This is a genomic window from Hydrogenophaga pseudoflava (assembly GCF_004353865.1).
Classification (GTDB): domain Bacteria; phylum Pseudomonadota; class Gammaproteobacteria; order Burkholderiales; family Burkholderiaceae_C; genus Hydrogenophaga; species Hydrogenophaga pseudoflava.
The window spans coordinates 3,351,753-3,369,870 of record NZ_CP037867.1 but is presented as its reverse complement, the minus strand read 5'-3'; the positions used below and the strand labels follow the sequence as shown (position 1 = coordinate 3,369,870).

At 62.3% G+C, this 18,118-nt stretch carries 15 protein-coding genes and 1 tRNA gene; 13 read left to right on the top strand and 3 right to left on the bottom strand.

Annotated features, from left to right (window positions below):
* Positions 1-2: 2 nt before the first annotated feature.
* The 3 genes from HPF_RS16160 to HPF_RS16150 form a co-directional block, all read right to left on the bottom strand.
* The gene (locus HPF_RS16160; protein WP_133157189.1) at positions 3-728 is read right to left on the bottom strand and encodes a peptidylprolyl isomerase; all 726 of its coding nucleotides are present in this window, start codon (positions 726-728) and stop codon (positions 3-5) included.
* The gene (locus HPF_RS16155; protein WP_243721600.1) at positions 728-2,062 is read right to left on the bottom strand and encodes a L,D-transpeptidase family protein; all 1,335 of its coding nucleotides are present in this window, start codon (positions 2,060-2,062) and stop codon (positions 728-730) included. Before HPF_RS16155 ends, HPF_RS16160 begins: the two co-directional genes overlap by 1 nt.
* Positions 2,063-2,211: 149 nt before the next feature.
* The gene (locus HPF_RS16150) at positions 2,212-3,171 is read right to left on the bottom strand and encodes a nuclear transport factor 2 family protein (protein ID WP_207959413.1); all 960 of its coding nucleotides are present in this window, start codon (positions 3,169-3,171) and stop codon (positions 2,212-2,214) included.
* A 376-nt stretch (positions 3,172-3,547) separates the two neighbouring features.
* On the opposite strand from HPF_RS16150, the gene cysS reads away from it, so the two are divergent.
* From cysS to cas6e, 13 genes are all read left to right on the top strand, one after another.
* On the top strand, positions 3,548-4,933 hold the full coding sequence (gene cysS / locus HPF_RS16145) for a cysteine--tRNA ligase (protein ID WP_133157187.1): 1,386 nt from the start codon (positions 3,548-3,550) through the stop codon (positions 4,931-4,933).
* Complete coding sequence (locus tag HPF_RS16140; RefSeq protein WP_066158440.1) at positions 4,933-5,583, top strand: DNA-3-methyladenine glycosylase family protein; 651 nt, start codon at positions 4,933-4,935, stop codon at positions 5,581-5,583. The genes cysS and HPF_RS16140 overlap by 1 nt, the downstream gene beginning before the upstream one ends.
* 60 nt (positions 5,584-5,643) lie before the next feature.
* On the top strand, positions 5,644-6,627 hold the full coding sequence (locus HPF_RS16135) for an acetyl-CoA carboxylase carboxyltransferase subunit alpha (RefSeq protein WP_066158442.1): 984 nt from the start codon (positions 5,644-5,646) through the stop codon (positions 6,625-6,627).
* An 8-nt stretch (positions 6,628-6,635) separates the two neighbouring features.
* Positions 6,636-7,619, top strand: coding sequence for a tRNA lysidine(34) synthetase TilS (gene tilS, locus HPF_RS16130; protein WP_424955180.1), 984 nt, complete (start codon positions 6,636-6,638; stop codon positions 7,617-7,619).
* A gap of 110 nt (positions 7,620-7,729) precedes the next feature.
* Positions 7,730-9,010: an aspartate kinase gene (locus HPF_RS16125; RefSeq protein WP_133157186.1), complete on the top strand. Its 1,281-nt coding sequence runs from the start codon at positions 7,730-7,732 to the stop codon at positions 9,008-9,010.
* Between the two features lie 59 nt (positions 9,011-9,069).
* A tRNA-Ser gene (locus HPF_RS16120) sits at positions 9,070-9,162 on the top strand.
* A 410-nt stretch (positions 9,163-9,572) separates the two neighbouring features.
* Positions 9,573-10,454 (top strand): helix-turn-helix transcriptional regulator, encoded by an 882-nt coding sequence (locus HPF_RS24160; protein ID WP_424955200.1) that lies wholly within the window; start codon positions 9,573-9,575, stop codon positions 10,452-10,454.
* A gap of 110 nt (positions 10,455-10,564) precedes the next feature.
* Positions 10,565-13,246, top strand: a complete 2,682-nt coding sequence (cas3, locus tag HPF_RS16110; protein WP_243721598.1) for a CRISPR-associated helicase Cas3' — start codon at positions 10,565-10,567, stop codon at positions 13,244-13,246.
* A gap of 20 nt (positions 13,247-13,266) precedes the next feature.
* Positions 13,267-14,865: a type I-E CRISPR-associated protein Cse1/CasA gene (locus HPF_RS16105; RefSeq protein WP_133157184.1), complete on the top strand. Its 1,599-nt coding sequence runs from the start codon at positions 13,267-13,269 to the stop codon at positions 14,863-14,865.
* Entirely contained in the window at positions 14,852-15,412 is a 561-nt protein-coding gene (locus HPF_RS16100; protein WP_207959175.1) for a type I-E CRISPR-associated protein Cse2/CasB, read from the top strand. Before HPF_RS16105 ends, HPF_RS16100 begins: the two co-directional genes overlap by 14 nt.
* A 24-nt stretch (positions 15,413-15,436) precedes the next feature.
* Positions 15,437-16,639 carry a type I-E CRISPR-associated protein Cas7/Cse4/CasC gene (gene cas7e, locus HPF_RS16095; protein WP_133157182.1) on the top strand — a complete coding sequence of 401 codons (1,203 nt, stop codon included), beginning with the start codon at positions 15,437-15,439 and terminating at the stop codon, positions 16,637-16,639.
* Between the two features lies 1 nt (position 16,640).
* Entirely contained in the window at positions 16,641-17,375 is a 735-nt protein-coding gene (gene cas5e, locus HPF_RS16090; RefSeq protein WP_133157181.1) for a type I-E CRISPR-associated protein Cas5/CasD, read from the top strand.
* On the top strand, positions 17,372-18,115 hold the full coding sequence (gene cas6e, locus HPF_RS16085; protein ID WP_133157180.1) for a type I-E CRISPR-associated protein Cas6/Cse3/CasE: 744 nt from the start codon (positions 17,372-17,374) through the stop codon (positions 18,113-18,115). Before cas5e ends, cas6e begins: the two co-directional genes overlap by 4 nt.
* Positions 18,116-18,118 lie beyond the last annotated feature (3 nt).

Sequence of the window (18,118 nt, the reverse complement as noted above, 5' to 3'; positions counted from 1 at the left end):
GTTCAGTTCTCCAGAGTGGCTTTGAGGATGGTGACGGGCGTCTTGGGGACATCCGTCGGGAAGGGGCCGCCGGCACCGGTGGGCGTGGCCTTGATCTTGTTGACCACGTCCATGCCGGCGATCACCTTGCCGAACACGGTGTAGCCAAACAGTTGTCCGGCCGCCAGCAGATTGGCGCGAGGCACATTTTCATAGACACGGCCGCCGTATTCGAAGCGCGGCACTGGATCCCCTGGCGGGATGGGGGTCGGGTCCAGGAAGGCGTTGTCCTTGACGTTGATGAAAAACTGGGCGGTTGCGGAGTGCGGGTCGTTGGTGCGCGCCATGGCGACCGTGCCCGCCACGTTGCGCGGGCCACCTCGCTCCAGCGCCGCCTGGCCCTCGTGCACCACCGGTGCGCGGGTGGGCTTCTCGCGGTAGCGGGCGTCGTATCCGCCACCCTGGACCATGAAGTTGTTGATCACGCGGTGGAACACCGTGCCGTCGTAGTGTTTGTCACGGACGTATTGAAGGAAGTTTTCGACCGTCTTGGGTGCCTTGTCGGGGTACAGCTCCAGCACGATGTCACCGGCCGAGGTGCTCAGGCGAACTTTGGGGTTCGACGCGCCGGCGGCCCTGGCATCCGATATGGACAGGGCGCCGAAGGTGCATGCCGCCAGGGTGGCGAGTACAAGGGTGCGCACCGAGGTCCGGCGGTTCAGGGTGGTGTGATCGAGCTCGGACGGCATCAGGGAGTCCCTTCATGAAAAATCTTCCACTGGTCGCTTTCACGAGCCCAGTACTGGCGCCGGGTCACCCCTCGGCTCTGACCTTGTGGCACCTCTCCGAAGGTGACCACCATCGTTTCCTGCTGGTCCTGCCAGCGGAGCACGGAAACATCCTTGATGTCGACTGCTCTCACGCCTTTGGCGGAGTCTGGACCAGCCTCCGGTCGGCCGCCGCCGGACCCGCTCCCGGCGAGCAACTTGCTGGAGTAGAACGCGCTCAGGCGTTCGCTCTGGCCCGCGCTCTTGGCTTCTTTCCAGGAGGCCAGTGCGCTTTCGAACGCAAGCCGTTCGGCTTCGAGTTCCTCCGGTTGCACCCATTGGAGTTCGGGGGCGATCACCACCGGCGTGGTGCGGATCTGCACGGTGGCCAGCAGTCGTTCGAGATCCGGGTTGGACAGCACCACGCAGCCGTCCGACGCTTGTGGCGCCCGGACAAACTGCTCGCGCGGTGTTCCATGCAGCCAGATGCCGCTACCGGTCTTGCCGCGCTGCAGGTCCAGCGGGTTCGGGTAGTTGATGGGCAGCGCACCGACGCCATAGAGGTCGGGCAGGCTGTCGGGGTGCAGATTGCTGGTGATGTAGTAGACGCCCAGAGGTGTGCGCTTGTCGCCTTCGACCTCTTTCTCGATACCCGACAAGCCGACCGAGATGTAGAAGTCGCCCAGCAGCTTGAGCCTGGGAGGGGTCGCCAGCAAGCCGTTCGTACCGCCGGACGGCGTCTGGTTCTCGAACAGGTACAGGCGTGACCGGGACGCGTCGACGGCGATCGCATGCCTGCTCTGGGAGGAGAGGCTCAGGAACTGGGAAGGAATGGCTCCTTCGGGTGGTCTTTCGGTCAACGCACGTAGGCGTCGGCGCGACTCGTCCCGAAGAACGGCGAGCTGCTGCGCCGCTGCAATAGCGGTGGTGTCGGGCACGTCACCCAGCTGGCGGACCGGCCGGACCTGCAGGCTCAGCAGGTCTCCGTGCACGAGGTGAGCGAGGTGGAAGTTGGGGTGATCGCGGACCAGGCGATCGGCTTGTGACAGCGCCTCGCGGTGCTGGCCCTGGCTGATGAGACGGTAGATATCGATCAGCCTGGCCTCGGCCCGACCCAACAAAGGGGCGACGCGGGCCATGGCGTCGTCCGACAACGGTTGTGGTCGCAGGCCGGAGGGCCTGGTCACCGACTTGATGGCATCGGACGCGTCGTGCATCCGGGCCATGGCGGCATCAATGATCGACGGGCCGGTTACCGCGGTGTCCGTTGAGGTCGATCCTGCAGGCGAGTCGTCCCGGAAGAGCAGGGGATCCACAGGTCCCTGGTGCAAGAACGCAAGGAGAGAGCCTGACAGGGCTGCAAATGCCAAGGTTCCGATCAGCCATCGGGGCAGGCCGGAAACGGTGCGCAGGGAGGCGGCTGGTACGCTGGCGTGACCCCGTTGGAAAAACCGCCGACCGGCCATCAGGATCCCGTGGATTCGCGCACGATCAGCCAGCGATTCCCGCTCCTGACCAAGTCCAGTGTCTTGCGGCTTGTCACACTCAGTGAATCGGAAGAGTAAGCCTGACGGAACTTGGCAGAGGCCCGGTCACCGTTGACCGAAACGGAGAGTTCGCTGATGTCCACGTCGATGCGGTTGCGCGGCATGATGCGGGCCTTGCGGTCGGCTTCCCATTCGCTGCGGCTCTGGCCGCCAGGAGGGGTGAAGCTACCGGCGTAGGCACCCAGGTAGCCCGACATGTTTTTGCTGGACCAGGCCTTGGCCCAGGCCGCTACGGCTGATTCCACGTCGCTTTCGGCGTTGCCGGTGGCAGCTGGCGCCTGGGCTGCGGGTGCTGCGGCGGGCGCCGACGCTGCGGGCTTGGCTGCGGCAACAGGGGGCGTCGATACTGCGGGAGCTGCTGCAGGCTTGGCGCCCTTGGCATCGGCCGCGAACAGGTTGCGGATCAGGCTCAGCTTGGGCGCGACTCCGGCATTGCCGGCATCCAGCTGCAAGGCTTTGCTGTAGGCTTGGCTGGCAAGCTTGGCGTAGACGTCGCCCAGGTTCTCGTGCGCTGTGGCGTAACTGGGGTTGGTGCGGATCGCCATTTCGAGCGCCGCTCGTGCCTTGTCGAACTGGCTCTGGCCTGCGTACAGGACGGCTAGGTTGTTGTAGGGCTCGGGCAGTTCGGGGAACTCCTCGGTCAGCTTCTGGAAGGTGGCGACGGCATCGGCCTGTTTGCCACTTTCGGTCTGGATCACGCCCTTGAGAAAGCGCATCTGGGGGTCCCGGGGCTTGCCTGCGAGGTACTGGTCGGCCTTGCTCATGGCTTCCGAGAACTGTCCGGCGCGCAACAGGCGATTGACCTCTGCGTAGTCGTCGGCCTGGGCTTGCGCTAGCGGCGCGGCGAGAGCGGCTGAAACTGCGACGCACATGGCCATCAGGCGCAGCGGAGCGAAGGGTCGCCGGGTGCCGAGACTGCGGGACTTGACGGGCTGGGCAGAGGGAAATTGCATGGGGTTGATCATGTGACCTCAGATGGCGACAACAGCAAACCGAAGGCCGGCCTGCGCCGGTCGGCGAATACTATAGCGCTCCTGTGTGCGGGCATCGAAAATGCCGGTGGCGCAGTGGGCTGGATATACTGGCGCATTGTATCTGAGGGCCCCCCGCCAGGCCCTGCAGTCCGGTGGTCGCGCGACACCGGTGAGTTGTCCGCTGTTCTCGCGCTTCTTTTCCCTGAATCCTGTCGACGTCCGGGTCGAGATGCTCCCTGCATGCAGGTGCGCTCCGGTCGGGTCGTTCGGCTGGCCTTCCATGTCCTTGCGAATCTTCAACACCCTCTCCCGCGGCGTCGAGCCGTTCCTGCCGCTCGATCCCGGGCATGTGCGCATGTACGTTTGCGGCATGACCGTGTACGACCTCTGTCACCTCGGTCATGCCCGCTCGATGCTGGCGTTCGATGTGGTGCAGCGCTGGCTCAAGGCCAGCGGGTATCGCGTCACCTATGTGCGCAATGTGACGGACATCGACGACAAGATCATCGCCCGTGCGGTCAGGAACGGTGAAACCATCACCCAGCTGACCAACCGCATGATCGAGGCGCTGCACCAGGACGCGGATGCGCTGGGAATCGAGCGGCCCACTCACGAGCCGCGCGCCACCGACTACGTGCAGCAGATGCTGGGCATCGTGCGCCAACTGGAAGACAAAGGGCTGGCCTACCGCAGTCCCAATGGCGATGTGAACTACGCGGTGCGCAAGTTCCCTGGCTACGGCAAGCTCTCCGGCAAGTCGCTGGACGATCTGCGCGCTGGCGAGCGTGTCGCAGTAGACGACGGCAAGCAGGACCCGCTGGACTTCGTGCTCTGGAAATCGGCCAAGGCCGAGGAGCCTGCCGAGGCGAAGTGGGACAGTCCCTACGGCAGCGGTCGACCGGGCTGGCACATTGAGTGCTCTGCCATGAGCTGCGAGATGCTGGGTGAGAGCTTCGACATCCACGGCGGTGGCGCTGATCTGCAGTTTCCGCACCACGAGAACGAGATCGCCCAGAGCGAGGGTGCGACTGGCCAGCCGCTGGCGCGCTTCTGGATGCACAACGGCTTCGTGCGGGTGGACAACGAAAAGATGTCCAAGAGCCTGGGCAATTTCTTCACCATCCGCGAGGTGCTGGAGAAGTACGACGCCGAGACGGTGCGCTTCTTCGTGCTGCGCGCCCACTATCGCAGCGCCCTGAACTACAGCGATGCCCATCTGGACGATGCACGCTCGGCCCTCAAGCGCCTCTACACCGCGCTGGCCGCGGTCAGGGCCGAGGTGCCCGAGCGCATTGACTGGAACCAGCCGTCTGCCGCCCGGTTCAAGGTCGCCATGGACGAGGATTTCGGTACGCCCGAGGCCGTCGCCGTGTTGTTCGATCTGGCCAGCGAAGTGAACCGCACCCGCGATGCCTCGCTGGCCGGTGTGTTGCAGGCGCTCGGGGGCGTGCTGGGACTGTTGCAGCAGGATCCGCAAAGCTATCTGCAAGCGGGTGGCGCCGGTGATGGCCTGGACGAAGCCGCCATTGCTGATCAGATTGCGGCCCGGGCCGCCGCCAAAGCCGCCAAGAACTTCTCCGAGGCGGACCGTATCCGCCAGGCGCTGTTGGCCCAGGGCATCGTGCTCAAGGACAGTCCTGCCGGCACCACCTGGGAGCGTGCCTGATGGTGACCTCGCAATTGCCCGATGTCGGGCCCGATGCGCCGCTGTATTGGCAGGAGGCATGTCGGCATCTGATGAAGCGCGATCGGGTGATGAAAAAGCTCATCCCCCAGCACGCGGGCGCCAGCCTTCAGTCTCGGGGCGATGCGTTTGTCACGCTGGCCCGCAGTATTGTGGGGCAGCAGATATCGGTCAAGGCGGCGCAATCCGTGTGGGACCGCTTCGAAAAGCTGCCGCGCAAGATGACGCCGGCCTATGTGCTCAAGCTCAAAGTGGACGACATGCGGGCAGCCGGTCTGTCAGCACGCAAGGTCGAGTACCTGGTGGACCTGGCGCTTCACTTTGCCAACGATCAGGTGCACGTCGACAAGTGGGCCGAGATGGACGACGAGGCGATCATCGCCGAGTTGGTGGCCATCCGCGGCATTGGCCGCTGGACCGCCGAGATGTTCCTGATTTTTCACCTGATGCGTCCGAACGTGCTGCCGCTGGACGACATCGGCCTGCAGAACGGCATCAGCCGCGCCTACTTTTCCGGTGAACCGGTCAGCCGCAGCGAGATCCGCGAAGTGGCTGCCTCCTGGGCGCCTTACTGCAGCGTCGCCACTTGGTATATTTGGCGCTCGCTGGACCCACTGCCGGTCAGCTACTGAGCCCTTCGGGGCTTTCCTGTTTCCGGACGTCGTTCGCACAAAGACCAAAGGAGTCATACCTTGGCCAAAAGAAATTTTCTCGACTTCGAGCAGCCCATTGCCGAACTCGAAAGCAAGATCGAAGAGCTCCGCTATGTGCAGACCGAATCCGCGGTCGACATTTCTGCCGAGATCGAACAGCTGTCGGGCAAGAGTCTGCAGCTCACCAAGGACATCTACAGCACCCTGACGCCGTGGCAGATCACGAAGATTGCGCGCCATCAGGACCGGCCGTACACGCTGGACTACGTGAACGAGATCTTCACGCACTTCCAGGAACTGCACGGCGATCGGCATTTCTCGGACGATCTGTCCATCGTCGGCGGTCTGGCCCGTTTCAACGGTCAGCCCTGCATGGTGATCGGCCACCAGAAGGGGCGGGATACCAAGGAGCGTGGTCTGCGTAACTTCGGCATGACCAAGCCCGAGGGCTACCGCAAGGCGCTGCGCCTGATGAAGCTGGCCGAGAAATTCAAGCTGCCGGTGTTCACCTTCGTCGACACGCCCGGTGCCTATCCCGGCATCGACGCCGAGGAGCGCGGCCAGTCCGAGGCCATCGGCCGCAACATCTTCGAGATGGCGCAGCTGGAGGTGCCGATCATCTCCACCATCATCGGTGAAGGTGGTTCGGGCGGTGCACTGGCCATCTCGGTGGCCGACCAGGTGCTGATGCTGCAGTACTCGGTGTACTCGGTGATCAGTCCCGAGGGCTGTGCGTCGATTCTCTGGAAGACCAGCGACCGTGCCAGCGACGCGGCCGAGGCGCTGGGCATCACGGCGCATCGCCTCAAGGCGCTGGGTCTGGTCGACAAGATCGTCAACGAGCCGGTTGGCGGTGCGCACCGCGACCCTGGTCAGATGGCCGCGTTCCTCAAGCGCGCCCTCAACGACGCCTGGCGTCAGGTGGCCGATCTCAAGGTCAAGGAGCTGCTGGAGCGACGCCACGCGCGCCTGGACAGCTACGGCCGCTTCACCGACACCAAGGCCGACAGCGCCAAGCGCTGAGGCGCAGCGTGGCCGCGTCGCCCAACCCGTGCGGGCCGGCGCTGCTGCGCTGGTACTCACAAAGGGCGCCAGACACCTCCCCCAGGCTGGCCGTCGCGTACAGCGCCGGTGCCGATTCCACGGCGCTGCTGCTGGCGGCCCACGCGCTCTGGCCGGGGTGCGTGGTGGCCCTTCATGTGCACCATGGCTTGCAGGCCGCGGCAGATGCCTTCGAAACCACAGCAAGGATCACCTGCGACCGGCTGGGTGTGCCATTGCATCTGGCGCATGTCCGTGCCACGCCTGCGCGAGGCCAGAGCCCGGAGGACGCAGCGCGCCTCCATCGGTACCGCGCACTGGCGGATCTGGCCAGGTCTGCGGGTGCGGACCTTGTGCTGCTGGCCCATCACGCCGATGACCAGGCCGAGACCCTGATGCTGGCGCTCAGCCGTGGTGCCGGGCTGCCCGGGCTGGCAGCCATGCCCGATCACTTTGAGCGCCACGGAATGCGCTTCGCCCGCCCCTTGCTGGAGCTTCCTGTCAGCACCCTGCGGGCCTGGGTCGAAAGCAGTGGGGAGCCTTTTGTCGACGACCCGAGCAACGCCGACTTGCGCTACACGCGCAACCGCATTCGCAAGACCTTGCTGCCCGCCTGGGACGCCTGCTTCCCGGGGTTCCGCCCCATGCTTGCCCGCAGTGCGCGCCATGCCGCGCAGGCCCAGCAGTTGCTGGGCGACCTCGCGCGCATCGACCTGGCTACGGTGGGAGAGCCCCCGTCCATCGCCGGTTTGCAAGCGCTCAGCCGCGAGCGTCAAGCCAATGCCTTGCGCCATTGGTTGCACAGGCACTGGGGTGTGGTGCCCGCTGCGGCTCAGATGGAGCAGGTGCTGGACCAGTTGGCGGCCTGTCGGACGCGGGGGCATCGCATCGAGCTCAAGGTGGCCGACGGGACCCTGCGTCGGGACGGTGGGCATCTGACGTTCGGCCGGACGGCCGGGGCCGCGCCGATATAATTCCAAGGCTTTGCCGGATGCATCCGGCGGCCCGGCCGGTTCCGGCGACCGGCCCAGCGCGACCAACGGCCGCGTGGTCATTCCAACGATCCTCTTCCCGATCCAACCCGATGGCTTTGATTGTTCACAAGTACGGCGGCACCTCCATGGGGTCCACCGAGCGCATCCGCAACGTGGCCCGGCGTGTCGCCAAGTGGCACAAGGCTGGTCACCAGATGGTGGTGGTACCCAGCGCCATGAGCGGCGAGACCAACCGCCTGCTGGCACTGGCCAAGGAACTGCAACCCGCCCAGCTGGGCAAGGCCTACGGCCGCGAGCTGGACATGCTGGCCGCCACCGGCGAGCAGGCCTCGTCGGCCCTGCTGGCCATCGCGCTGCAGGCCGAGGGCATCGACGCTGTGAGTTATGCCGGCTGGCAGGTGGCCATCAAGACCAACGACGCCTACACCAAAGCCCGCATCGAATCCATTGACGACGCCCGCGTGCGTGCTGATCTGGCCGCTGGCAAGGTGGTGATCGTCACTGGTTTCCAGGGCGTGGACCCCGATGGCAACATCACCACGCTGGGCCGTGGTGGCAGCGACACCTCGGCCGTGGCTGTGGCAGCAGCCATGAAGGCCGCCGAGTGCCTGATCTACACCGACGTGGACGGCGTGTACACGACCGACCCGCGCGTGGTGCCCGAAGCCAAGCGCCTGGAGCGCGTGAGCTTCGAGGAAATGCTGGAGATGGCCAGCATGGGCTCCAAGGTGCTGCAGATCCGCTCGGTGGAATTTGCCGGCAAGTACAAGGTGCCGCTGCGCGTGCTGTCCAGCTTCACCCCTTGGGACATCGACCTGAATGAAGAAGCCAGCTCTGGCACCCTGATCACTTTTGAGGAAGACGAAGATATGGAACGAGCCGTTGTTTCCGGCATTGCCTTCAACCGCGACGAAGCGAAGGTTTCTGTGCTGGGCGTGCCCGACAAGCCAGGCATCGCCTACCAGATCCTGGGCGCCGTGGCGGCTGCCAACGTCGAAGTGGACGTGATCATCCAGAACCTGAGCAAGGACGGCAAGACCGACTTCAGCTTCACGGTGCACCGCAACGATTTCCAGAAGACGCTGGACCTGCTCAAGGGCCAGGTTCTGCCAGCCCTGGGAGCGGCCGACGTGGTGGGCGACAATCGCATCTGCAAGGTGTCCATCGTCGGCATCGGCATGCGCAGCCACGTGGGCGTGGCCAGCCGCATGTTCAAGTGCCTGAGCGACGACGGCATCAACATCCAGATGATCTCGACTTCCGAGATCAAGACCTCGGTGGTGATCGACGAGAAGTACATGGAACTGGCTGTGCGCGCGCTGCACCGCGAGTTCGATCTGGATCAGACGGCCGACACGATTTCTAAGTGATGCCGCCAAGGCCTGGGTCCCCGGAAACGGAAAAGACTTGAGGCATAATACGCGGCTCAGGAGTGATGACCGAGTGGCCGAAGGTGCTCCCCTGCTAAGGGAGTATGGGGTGTAGAGCCTCATCGAGGGTTCGAATCCCTCTCACTCCGCCAGTAAGACAAGGCTCCCACGCAAGTGGGGGCCTTTTGTCTTTCTGGGCCCAGTGTTTTCGCGGGGTTGCGGGCGAGGGGTGATTCTCTGTCGTGTCTCTCGCGGTTAGTTTTATGACCGATGCAGCGGGCCATTCTCTGACGGCGGTTTTCGGCAGTGAGGCTCTTGGTGCTGCTTCATCTAGAGCGACATGTGCGTTCATGGACGAGCGGGCTTTCCCCTGCGCCCCGATCCATTTCCCCGAAAAGCGCTTCAAGATAGAGTTGGAGGTATCGAAAAGTAGCTGGTCAGGGGAGGTGTTGCATTGAACAAGACGGATCGTCTGCACCACATCGTCGCGCTGCTTCGCGCAAGAAGAAGTACCACACTGGCTCACCTACAGGAAGAGACCGGCGCCTCAAGAGCGACCTTGATGAGAGATTTGGCCTGGTTGCGTGACAAGCTTGGTCATCCCATACATTGGGACAACGAAGGCCAGACCTATCGCTGGACACCACAAGCAGGAAGCCATGATGCTCCGCAGGAGATTTCAGGACTGTGGTTCAAGCCGAGTGAAGTCCTGGCACTGCTCACACTACAGCACCTGATCTCGGATGTTCAACCCGGCGACCTGCTGCACCGACACATCCAACCGATTGAAAATCGACTGCAGCACATTCTCCAAAAGGAGGGCTTGAGCGACTTCGTCGACCGCCTGCGTAGTCGCGTCCGAATCATCGGTCTCGGGAAGCGTGAAGTACCCCCTCGGTGCTTTGAAGCGGTGGGTATGGCCCTTGCGGAGCGCAAGAGGTTGAACATACGTTACCAAGCGCGCGGTTCTGGCCAGAGCAGCGAGCGCACCGTGTCTCCCCAACGCCTGATCCACTACCGCAGCAACTGGATCCTGGACGCCTGGTGCCACGAGCGCGACGAACTGCGCAGCTTCAGCCTCGACAACATCAGCCAGCCGCAGATCGAAGACACGCCGGCCATCGACGTGCCCGAAGACGAGCTGAACCAGACCCTGGGCAACGGCTATGGCATCTTCAGCGGCAAGGAAGTGCAATGGGCCACGCTGCGCTTTTCGCCAGAGCGCGCCCGCTGGGTCGCGGCGGAGCAGTGGCACCCGGCGCAGAAAGGCGAGTGGGACAGCGAGGGCCACTGGTTGCTGCAGATCCCGTACAGCGACGACCGCGAACTGGTGATGGACATCCTGCGGCACACGCCGGAGGTGGAGGTGCTGGCGCCAGTTGGGTTGCGCGAGCGGGTGCTGGAAAGGATGCGGGATGGGGTGGCTCGGTGGGGTGTCTCATGAATTGAGACCGGGCGCTTGCACACTCCGTCAAGCAATCCACCAGCTTTGGCAAAACCTTCAGGGAGAAATCGGTCGTGTCAGAAGCAGAGGCACAGACAGGAGGGCGCACGTTGACGGCGAATACCAACCCGGTGGCTTGGGGAAAGCTCTCGCGAGACCAATCGGGGCAGTTGATCGGCGAGCATCCGTTGCTGGATCACATGACCGACGTCGCCGCGTGCTTCTTGGCTTTGGCTGAATGCGCGGGTATTCGGCGTTCGCTTGAACTTGCAGCTGGTCGGCCCCTCGACGAATCAGATTTGCAACGACTGGCCGTGTTGGTCTTTCTGCACGATGTCGGCAAAGCCAACGCCGGCTTTCAGTCTCGACGATGGCAACCACCCGAACGACCGCCAGCGCTTTGGCCCACGACCCCATTTGGACATGGACCCGAAGGCTGGGAACTGATTGCCGGGCGCGTGCCGAACGCCGAACACTACGCAGCCGGGTTGCCCATTGCAGAAATAGTTGCCTGGGGTGAAGTGGCTGTCGGTGAATTGCTTCAGGCAAGCATCAGCCATCACGGTCGACCGCTGTGTGAATGTCCTGAAAAGCAAACGGCGAGTATCTGGAAGCCGGTGTTGGCGAATAGCGGGACGGTGTTGTACGACCCGGCTGCTACTTTGACCCGCATGGGTGAGCGCTTGAAGCAAAGCTATCCGCTGGCGTTCATGGAATGCCTGCGACCTCTGCCCGACCAACCCGCCTTCGTACATCTATTTGCCGGGCTGGTTCAGCTGGCTGACTGGCTGGGCTCTGACACGCGCGAAGCATTCTTTCCCTACACCGCGCCGGGGGAAGATCGAATCCAGTCGGCTGTCGCGCGTGCCGCTTATGCGGTGCGGTCCATTGGTTTGGATGTGTCTGCTTGGAAGAACGAGCTGAATGGTCAACCGCCCACCTTTAGCGCAGCTTTTGGTGTGCCGACGGCCCGCCCCATGCAGTTGGCCGCAGCCGAGCTCTCCTTGGGCGATATCGTGGTGCTGGAGGCTGAAACCGGTAGCGGAAAGACCGAGGCTGCGTTGTGGCGCTTCGTGCAGCTGTTTGAAGCGGGCAAGGTTGACAGCCTGTACTTCGCCTTGCCCACACGCGTTGCGGCGACACAGCTCTATCAACGCGTGTTGGCACTGGTGACGCGGCTGTGGCCAAAGGGTGCTCCTGTGGTCGTGCGCGCGTTGCCAGGATACGAAGCCGCGGACGATCAGGAAAAAATCAGCCTGCCTGATTTCAAAGTCCAGTGGCCAGATGTCCCTGGTGACTACACAGCTCACCAGCGGTGGGTGGCCGAATCACCCAAGCGCTTTCTGGCCGCCACCATCGCGGTGGGCACCATCGACCAGGCATTGCTTGGGGCGCTCAAGGTCAAGCACGCCCACATGCGGCACGCCTTGTTGGCTCGCAGTTTGTTGGTGGTTGATGAGGTGCACGCATCCGATGCGTACATGACCGTGCTGTTGGAGAAATTGCTTCAAGCGCACATCAAGGCCGGTGGTCACTCCATATTGCTTTCCGCCACCCTCGGCGCCATGGCCCGAACGCGCTATCTCAACATTGGAAACAAAAAGAAGCATGCGCCACCCTCGCTGGCCGATGCATGCGCAGCAGCCTATCCGGTACTCAGCTTCCGAGATTCAACTGGCATTCACTTGCACCCCGTGGCAGGCAACCCACAACACAAAACAGTGCATTGGGAGACGCTGGATGCCATGGATAACCCCAAGCAGATCGCGATGCTCGCCGCGCAGGCTGCGGCACAAGGCGCGCGCGTGCTGGTGGTACGCAACACCGTGCCTGCTGCCGTCGCCACATTGAAAGCACTGGAAGAACTGACCTTGGCTCAAGGCGGTGACTGGTTGTTCAAGGTCAACGGCGTCAGCACCGTTCACCACAGCCGCTACAGCCGACAAGACCGTCCCTTGCTTGATCAAGCGGTCGAAGCCCAATTGGGGAAGACACGGCAAGACGGGAGGGGGCGCGTCATCGTCGGCACGCAAACACTGGAACAAAGCCTGGACATTGATGCCGATTTGCTCATCACCGACCTGTGCCCCATGGATGTGCTGCTGCAACGCCTGGGCCGTTTGCACAGGCACAACCGCCCCGAGGCTGAGCGGCCCGAGGGTTATCGCCAACCACACGCCTGGGTGCTCACACCCGCGGGTCACGATCTCTCACCCTTGCTCAAGCGTGCTCGCCATGGCCTGGGCCGCTTCCACGATGGGGGTGGTGTCTATCCCGACTTGCGCATGGTGGAAGCCACCAAGCGCCTGGTTCAGGCGCAGCCCAGCCGCCAGATACCCGCCGACAACCGCCAGCTGGTTGAGCACGCCACGCACATTGAGGCGCTGCAGGGGGTCGAGGAAGAACTTGGGCCCGACTGGCAGAAACTGGGGCAGGCCATTGAGGGCGACACCAGTGCTCGCAGAGGCGTTGGGCACCTCCACACCTTGCCTTACTACGAGGCGTTTGGCGAGGTTCTGTTTCCGGACAGTGATCAAAAAATTGCGACTCGCCTTGGCGCGGCTGACCGTCTTGTGGTTTTTGACCCGCCCCAGCCCGGGCCGTTTCAGCAGACCGTGAAGCAATTGGCGCTGCGTCACCATCAGATTCCCGAGGGGGTCAGCCCTGACGCGCTGCCAACAGACATCGCCGTATTGCCCGCCAGCGCAGGTTTTGAGTTCACCTTGGGCTCCGCGCGTTATCGTTACAACCGCTTTGGGCTTGAGCGCTTGAAAGCCCACGACAAAAACTAACCCACACAGGGAAGACCCATATGACGATTGCCCCGGAGCTGCAGTTTTGCTTGCTCACCGAGCCTCTCATTCGCTATCGCCGTGCGAGCGACGGGCAAACCGTATGTGCCAACTTGCCTGAGTTGTTCGTGGCACTGGCCGCAGACGAGGTACGCGACTACCCGGCTTTGCGTCCGCATCAGCGTCACCCATGGCATGCATTCCTGGTGCAGTTGGCCGCAATAGCACTGCACAAAGCAGAGAGGACCGCGGTTTTTGAAACTGCGCAGGGGTGGCGTGATGCGTTGTTGGCGCTCACGCCGGATGACCCGGACGGGGCTGCGTGGTGTTTGGTATCGCCACCGAATCGACCTGCGCTGTTGCAGGCGACCGTCGTCGGCGGAAGTATCTCGGATTGGAAATCTGAAGCATTTGCCGCTGACGAAATTGACATGCTGGTCACATCAAAAAACCATGATCTCAAGGGCAGCCGCGCGCGACGATCACAGCCTGAAGACTGGCTGTTTGCTTTGTTGAGCTTGCAGACCCAGGAGGGATTTTTGGGTGCTGGCAACTACGGCATTTCTCGCATGAATGGAGGCTTTGCCAGCAAGCCAGGTGTGGGGGTGGCTGCTGTCGGTTTCCCCGGAGGCCGTTGGATGCGAGACATTGCTGCGTTGCTCAGGAGACGCGACCGAACGGTGGAAGCGCATGGTTTGCAAGGTGATGACGGCTTGGCCCTGGTCTGGCTGGCTCCTTGGGATGGGCTCAGCAGCCTGTCGTTTTCCAAGCTCGATCCGTTCTACATCGAGATTTGTCGTCGTATTCGTTTGCGGTGTGTTGACGGTGAAATCATGTCTGTTGGGACGGGCAGCAAAGCGGCGCGCATTGCTGCGAAAGAGCTAAACGGGTTGACGGGTGATGCATGGACACCCATTGATGTGGAAGGCGGTAAGGCACTCACGATTACCGCCAATGGGTTCACCTACAAATTGGTTTCGGAGCTGATGTTCGGCGGTAAATACCAAGCACCGGTTGCTCAAGACTTTGATCACTCAACCAACGGCGATAGCTTGGTTTTTGTCACGCAGGGAGTTACTCGTGGGCAAGGGAAGACGGAGGGTTACCACGAGCGTCGCGTACCTGTATCACCCAAGGTGCAGGGGCTTTTGAAGACGAACCAGAAAGCTCATCTGGAGCGCATTGCCGGGCAGCGCATCTCTGCTATTGGCGAAGTTCGGAAGCTGCTCTGGCTTGCGCTGGCGGTCTTGTTTGGGAACGGTGCCTCTGATGACAGCAGTGAAGGAAACAAAGCAAAGGCAAGCAAGTTTTCCGCACCATTTGAAGAAGCCGAAGACTCGCGCTTCTTTGTTGACCTCAATGAAGAGATGGAGGCCGCTGATCCCGCCGCACAGCGACTGCAATGGTTGCTTGGGTTGGTTGAACGGGCAGAAGCCATTTTGAAAGTGGCGTTTGACGCCGGACCGCGCAGCGGCATCCAAAAGTACCGAGCCCAGTCCGCGGCCTTGTCACGCTTTCATGGCGGGCTTCGCAGTGACAAGTTCCCTATACCCGATCTGGTCAATTACTACCGCCAACAAACCGCCCAACGTCAGGAGGAAACCAGTGACCACGCTTGAACCCACTTTGGAAGAGCACGCCCCACCAGAGGCGGCCGCCACGTACAGCGAGCCCTTTGGTGCGCTGGCTGCCTGCATCAAGCGCGCCAGCACCGGTGACCGCGCGGCACTGGCCCGACTCAAACCAGAAGCGCTCCAGCCCCACCAGCTTGCCGCTTTGGCGCGGGCCTTGTCTGCGGCAGGTTTGGCCCTAGAGCAATGGCATGCAGATACCTGGCCACGCTGGGCTTTGATTGCTCACGGCATGGCGCTCACTGGACACGACGGCAAACAAAGGCTGGGCCGGCAGTTGGCCACCGCCGGTGTGTCTGAGTCGCGCGTCACCAAACTGCTCACTTCGCGAGGTGATGCCTTTACGCAGCTTTTGCCTCGTGTGCTGCGACTGTTGGCCAGCAAAGGCGTGGCACCCAACTGGCGCGAACTGGGTGAACTGGTACTCAAGGAAGGTAGCGCCTTGCGCAGCAGCCAAGCAGAGGCCGAGGAAATACGTCTCCAGATCGCTGGACCCTATTTCTCGGCGCTGGCCCGAGCCGAATCCAAGTCATAACAGACCATCACTCAAGGAGCTTTCATGAATCTGCCCCGTTTCATCCAAATTCACACCCTGCACAACTACCCCGGCGCACTGCTGAACCGCGACGACGCCGGTCTGGCGAAGCGTTTGCCCTATGGTGATGCCATACGCACGCGCATTTCGTCTCAGTGTTTGAAGCGCCACTGGCGGGTTGCGGAGGATCACTTCTCGCTGGCGAACCTGGGTGTGCCCATGGCCGTCCGCTCCAGGGTGACACTGGACTTGATCCGCAGAAGGTTGATGGAGGGCGGTCTGTCCGAAGCCTTGGCACAGGCGGCCGGCGAAGGTCTGCGCGACGCAGGTCTTTTGGACAAGGGCGGAAAAGAATCAAAAGGCAAAGACGCACTTGAAACAGGGCAAGCCGTTTTGATGGGCTACGCGGAGATTGACTACCTTGTCAAAAGGTGTGCCGAGCTGGCACGGGAGAACACTGAAGCCACGGCGCTCAAAGCGTCCATCGGCAAGTTTCTGAAGGAGAAGGACGAGAAGAAGAACATCGAAGCGCTGAAACACGGCAGTGGGCTGGAGTCTGCCCTGTTCGGTCGCATGGTCACCTCTGACGTACTGGCCAGCCGCGATGCCGCTGTGTACGTGGCACACGCCTTCACGGTGCACGAAGCCCAAGTGGAGAACGACTACTTCACCGTGGTGGACGACCTGCAGCGCGAAGCGGGTGAACTGGGTTCCGCTGGCATCTTCGATACCGAACTGGCCTCCGGCCTGTACTACGGCTACGTGGTGGTGGACGTGCCGCAACTGATTGCCAACCTGGAAGGTGAGGCAGCCAAAGACTGGGCCACTTTGCCTAAGGAGAAGCGGGAACTGGCGGGCCGCGTAGTTCAACACTTGTTGCATCTGATCGCCACGGTCAGCCCCGGTGCCAAGCGTGGATCGACCGCACCGTTTGACTGGGCCAAGTTCATGTTGGTGGAAGTAGGCGACTGGCAACCGCGCAGCCTCGCGGGTGCATTCCAGAATGCCTTGCCGACCGACCACACAGCGCTTCGAGAGACCGCTGTGCAGATGCTGGCAGACGAAATTGGCAAGCTGGACGGGGCTTACGGGGCTACGCTGGATCGGCGCTTCCTGGCCTTGGACAAGGTGACCGTCCCCAACGCCGAGCGCCTGCCCCTCAATGACCTAGCAACGTGGGTGCAGGCCTACATCACCCAAGGTGCAGCGCCAGCGCAGGCGGACTGATATGGCGCGCCATCTGCTGATCAGGTTGTCGTCCCCACTCATAGCGTTTGGGGGCGAAACCATCGACAACTTCGGTGTCATTCGTGACTTCCCGGCGCTCTCCATGGTCACTGGGCTGATTGCCAATGCCTTGGGCTGGGATCGGGGCGACGACGTGTTGCACAACCGGCTGCAAGAGCGGTTGCTAGTGGGTACCCGACTGGAGACGCAAGCGCAGAAGCTGCGGGAATATCAAACAGCAGAGCTATTTGAAGATGACGCCGGCTGGACGACTTTTGGGCAACCAGAGGGGCGAGCAAAGAGCCCTAGCTATTCGATGGAAAAGAATGGGCGGAAGTCCCTAACATTGCAGCGGTACCGCGACTACCACGCCGACCTCACGGCCCTTCTTGCCTTGCGGCTTGATCCTGCTGACGAGTCGCCCACGCTGGAGGAAATAGCCCAAGCGATGGACCGACCCCAGCGTCCTCTTTTCATCGGGCGCAAACCTTGTTTGCCCGTGGGTCGGTTGGTGGCCGGATGGATTGACGCCGATACGGTTTTGCAAGCCCTGCAACTTGCGCCATTGGCCAGTGGGCAAGATGGTTTGCGAGCCCAGTGGCCAGATGGCGAAGGGCAACTACCGGGTGACCGTTTGGTGGATGTGTGCGATGAACGCAACTGGACCAGTGGCGTCCACGGCGGCTGGCGTCCCGTGCGCGAAGGGCTCATCCGATACGCAGGAAACATGTCATGAGTGTTGAACCTCTCTATCTTCTGCACACCCGACCTGATCCGCAGCGACTGGCTGCATGGGCTGCGCGCCATCGGCTGTTGGATGCTCAAGGCGATTTGGGCTATGCGTTTCACGCGCTGTTGCGATCGGTCTTCGGTGAACATGCGCCGCAGCCATTTCGCTACGTGGATGTTGAACAGGGCTTGCTGGCTTACACCAGATTAAGTGCTACCGAACTGGCCCAACTTGCTGCTTTGGCAGAACCAGATGCGGCGGCTGCATTGGGTCTTGGTGAGACTCAGCACCACAGTGGCATGAACGTGCGGTCGTTCCCAACGCAATGGGCCGAAGGGCACGTGCTTGGGTTCGAGGTGCGTGTGCGTCCCGTCATTCGCGAGGGAAAGACGGGGCGAGAGAGAGATGCCTTTTTGGTTGCGATTGAGAAGGCTGGTGATGGCGAGCCGAATCGCGGCGAGGTGTATGTGCAATGGCTGCGCGATCTGTTGATACGGCAGCGCGGCGCAGAGCTGGTGGATGCTCAGGTGACGGGTTATAGGCAGTTGGGGGTGACACGCAGGAGTCAGAAAAGGGGCGCAGATGATGCTCGCCACAGCCGCGTTGTCGATGGACCCGACGCATTACTGGCGGGCCACTTGAGAGTGGCCGACCCGCTTGCGTTCGCAGGGTTGCTAGCGCAAGGTGTTGGGCGACACCGCTCTTTTGGTTTTGGCCTGTTGCTGCTGCGTCCTGCTCGAAGCTGAGAC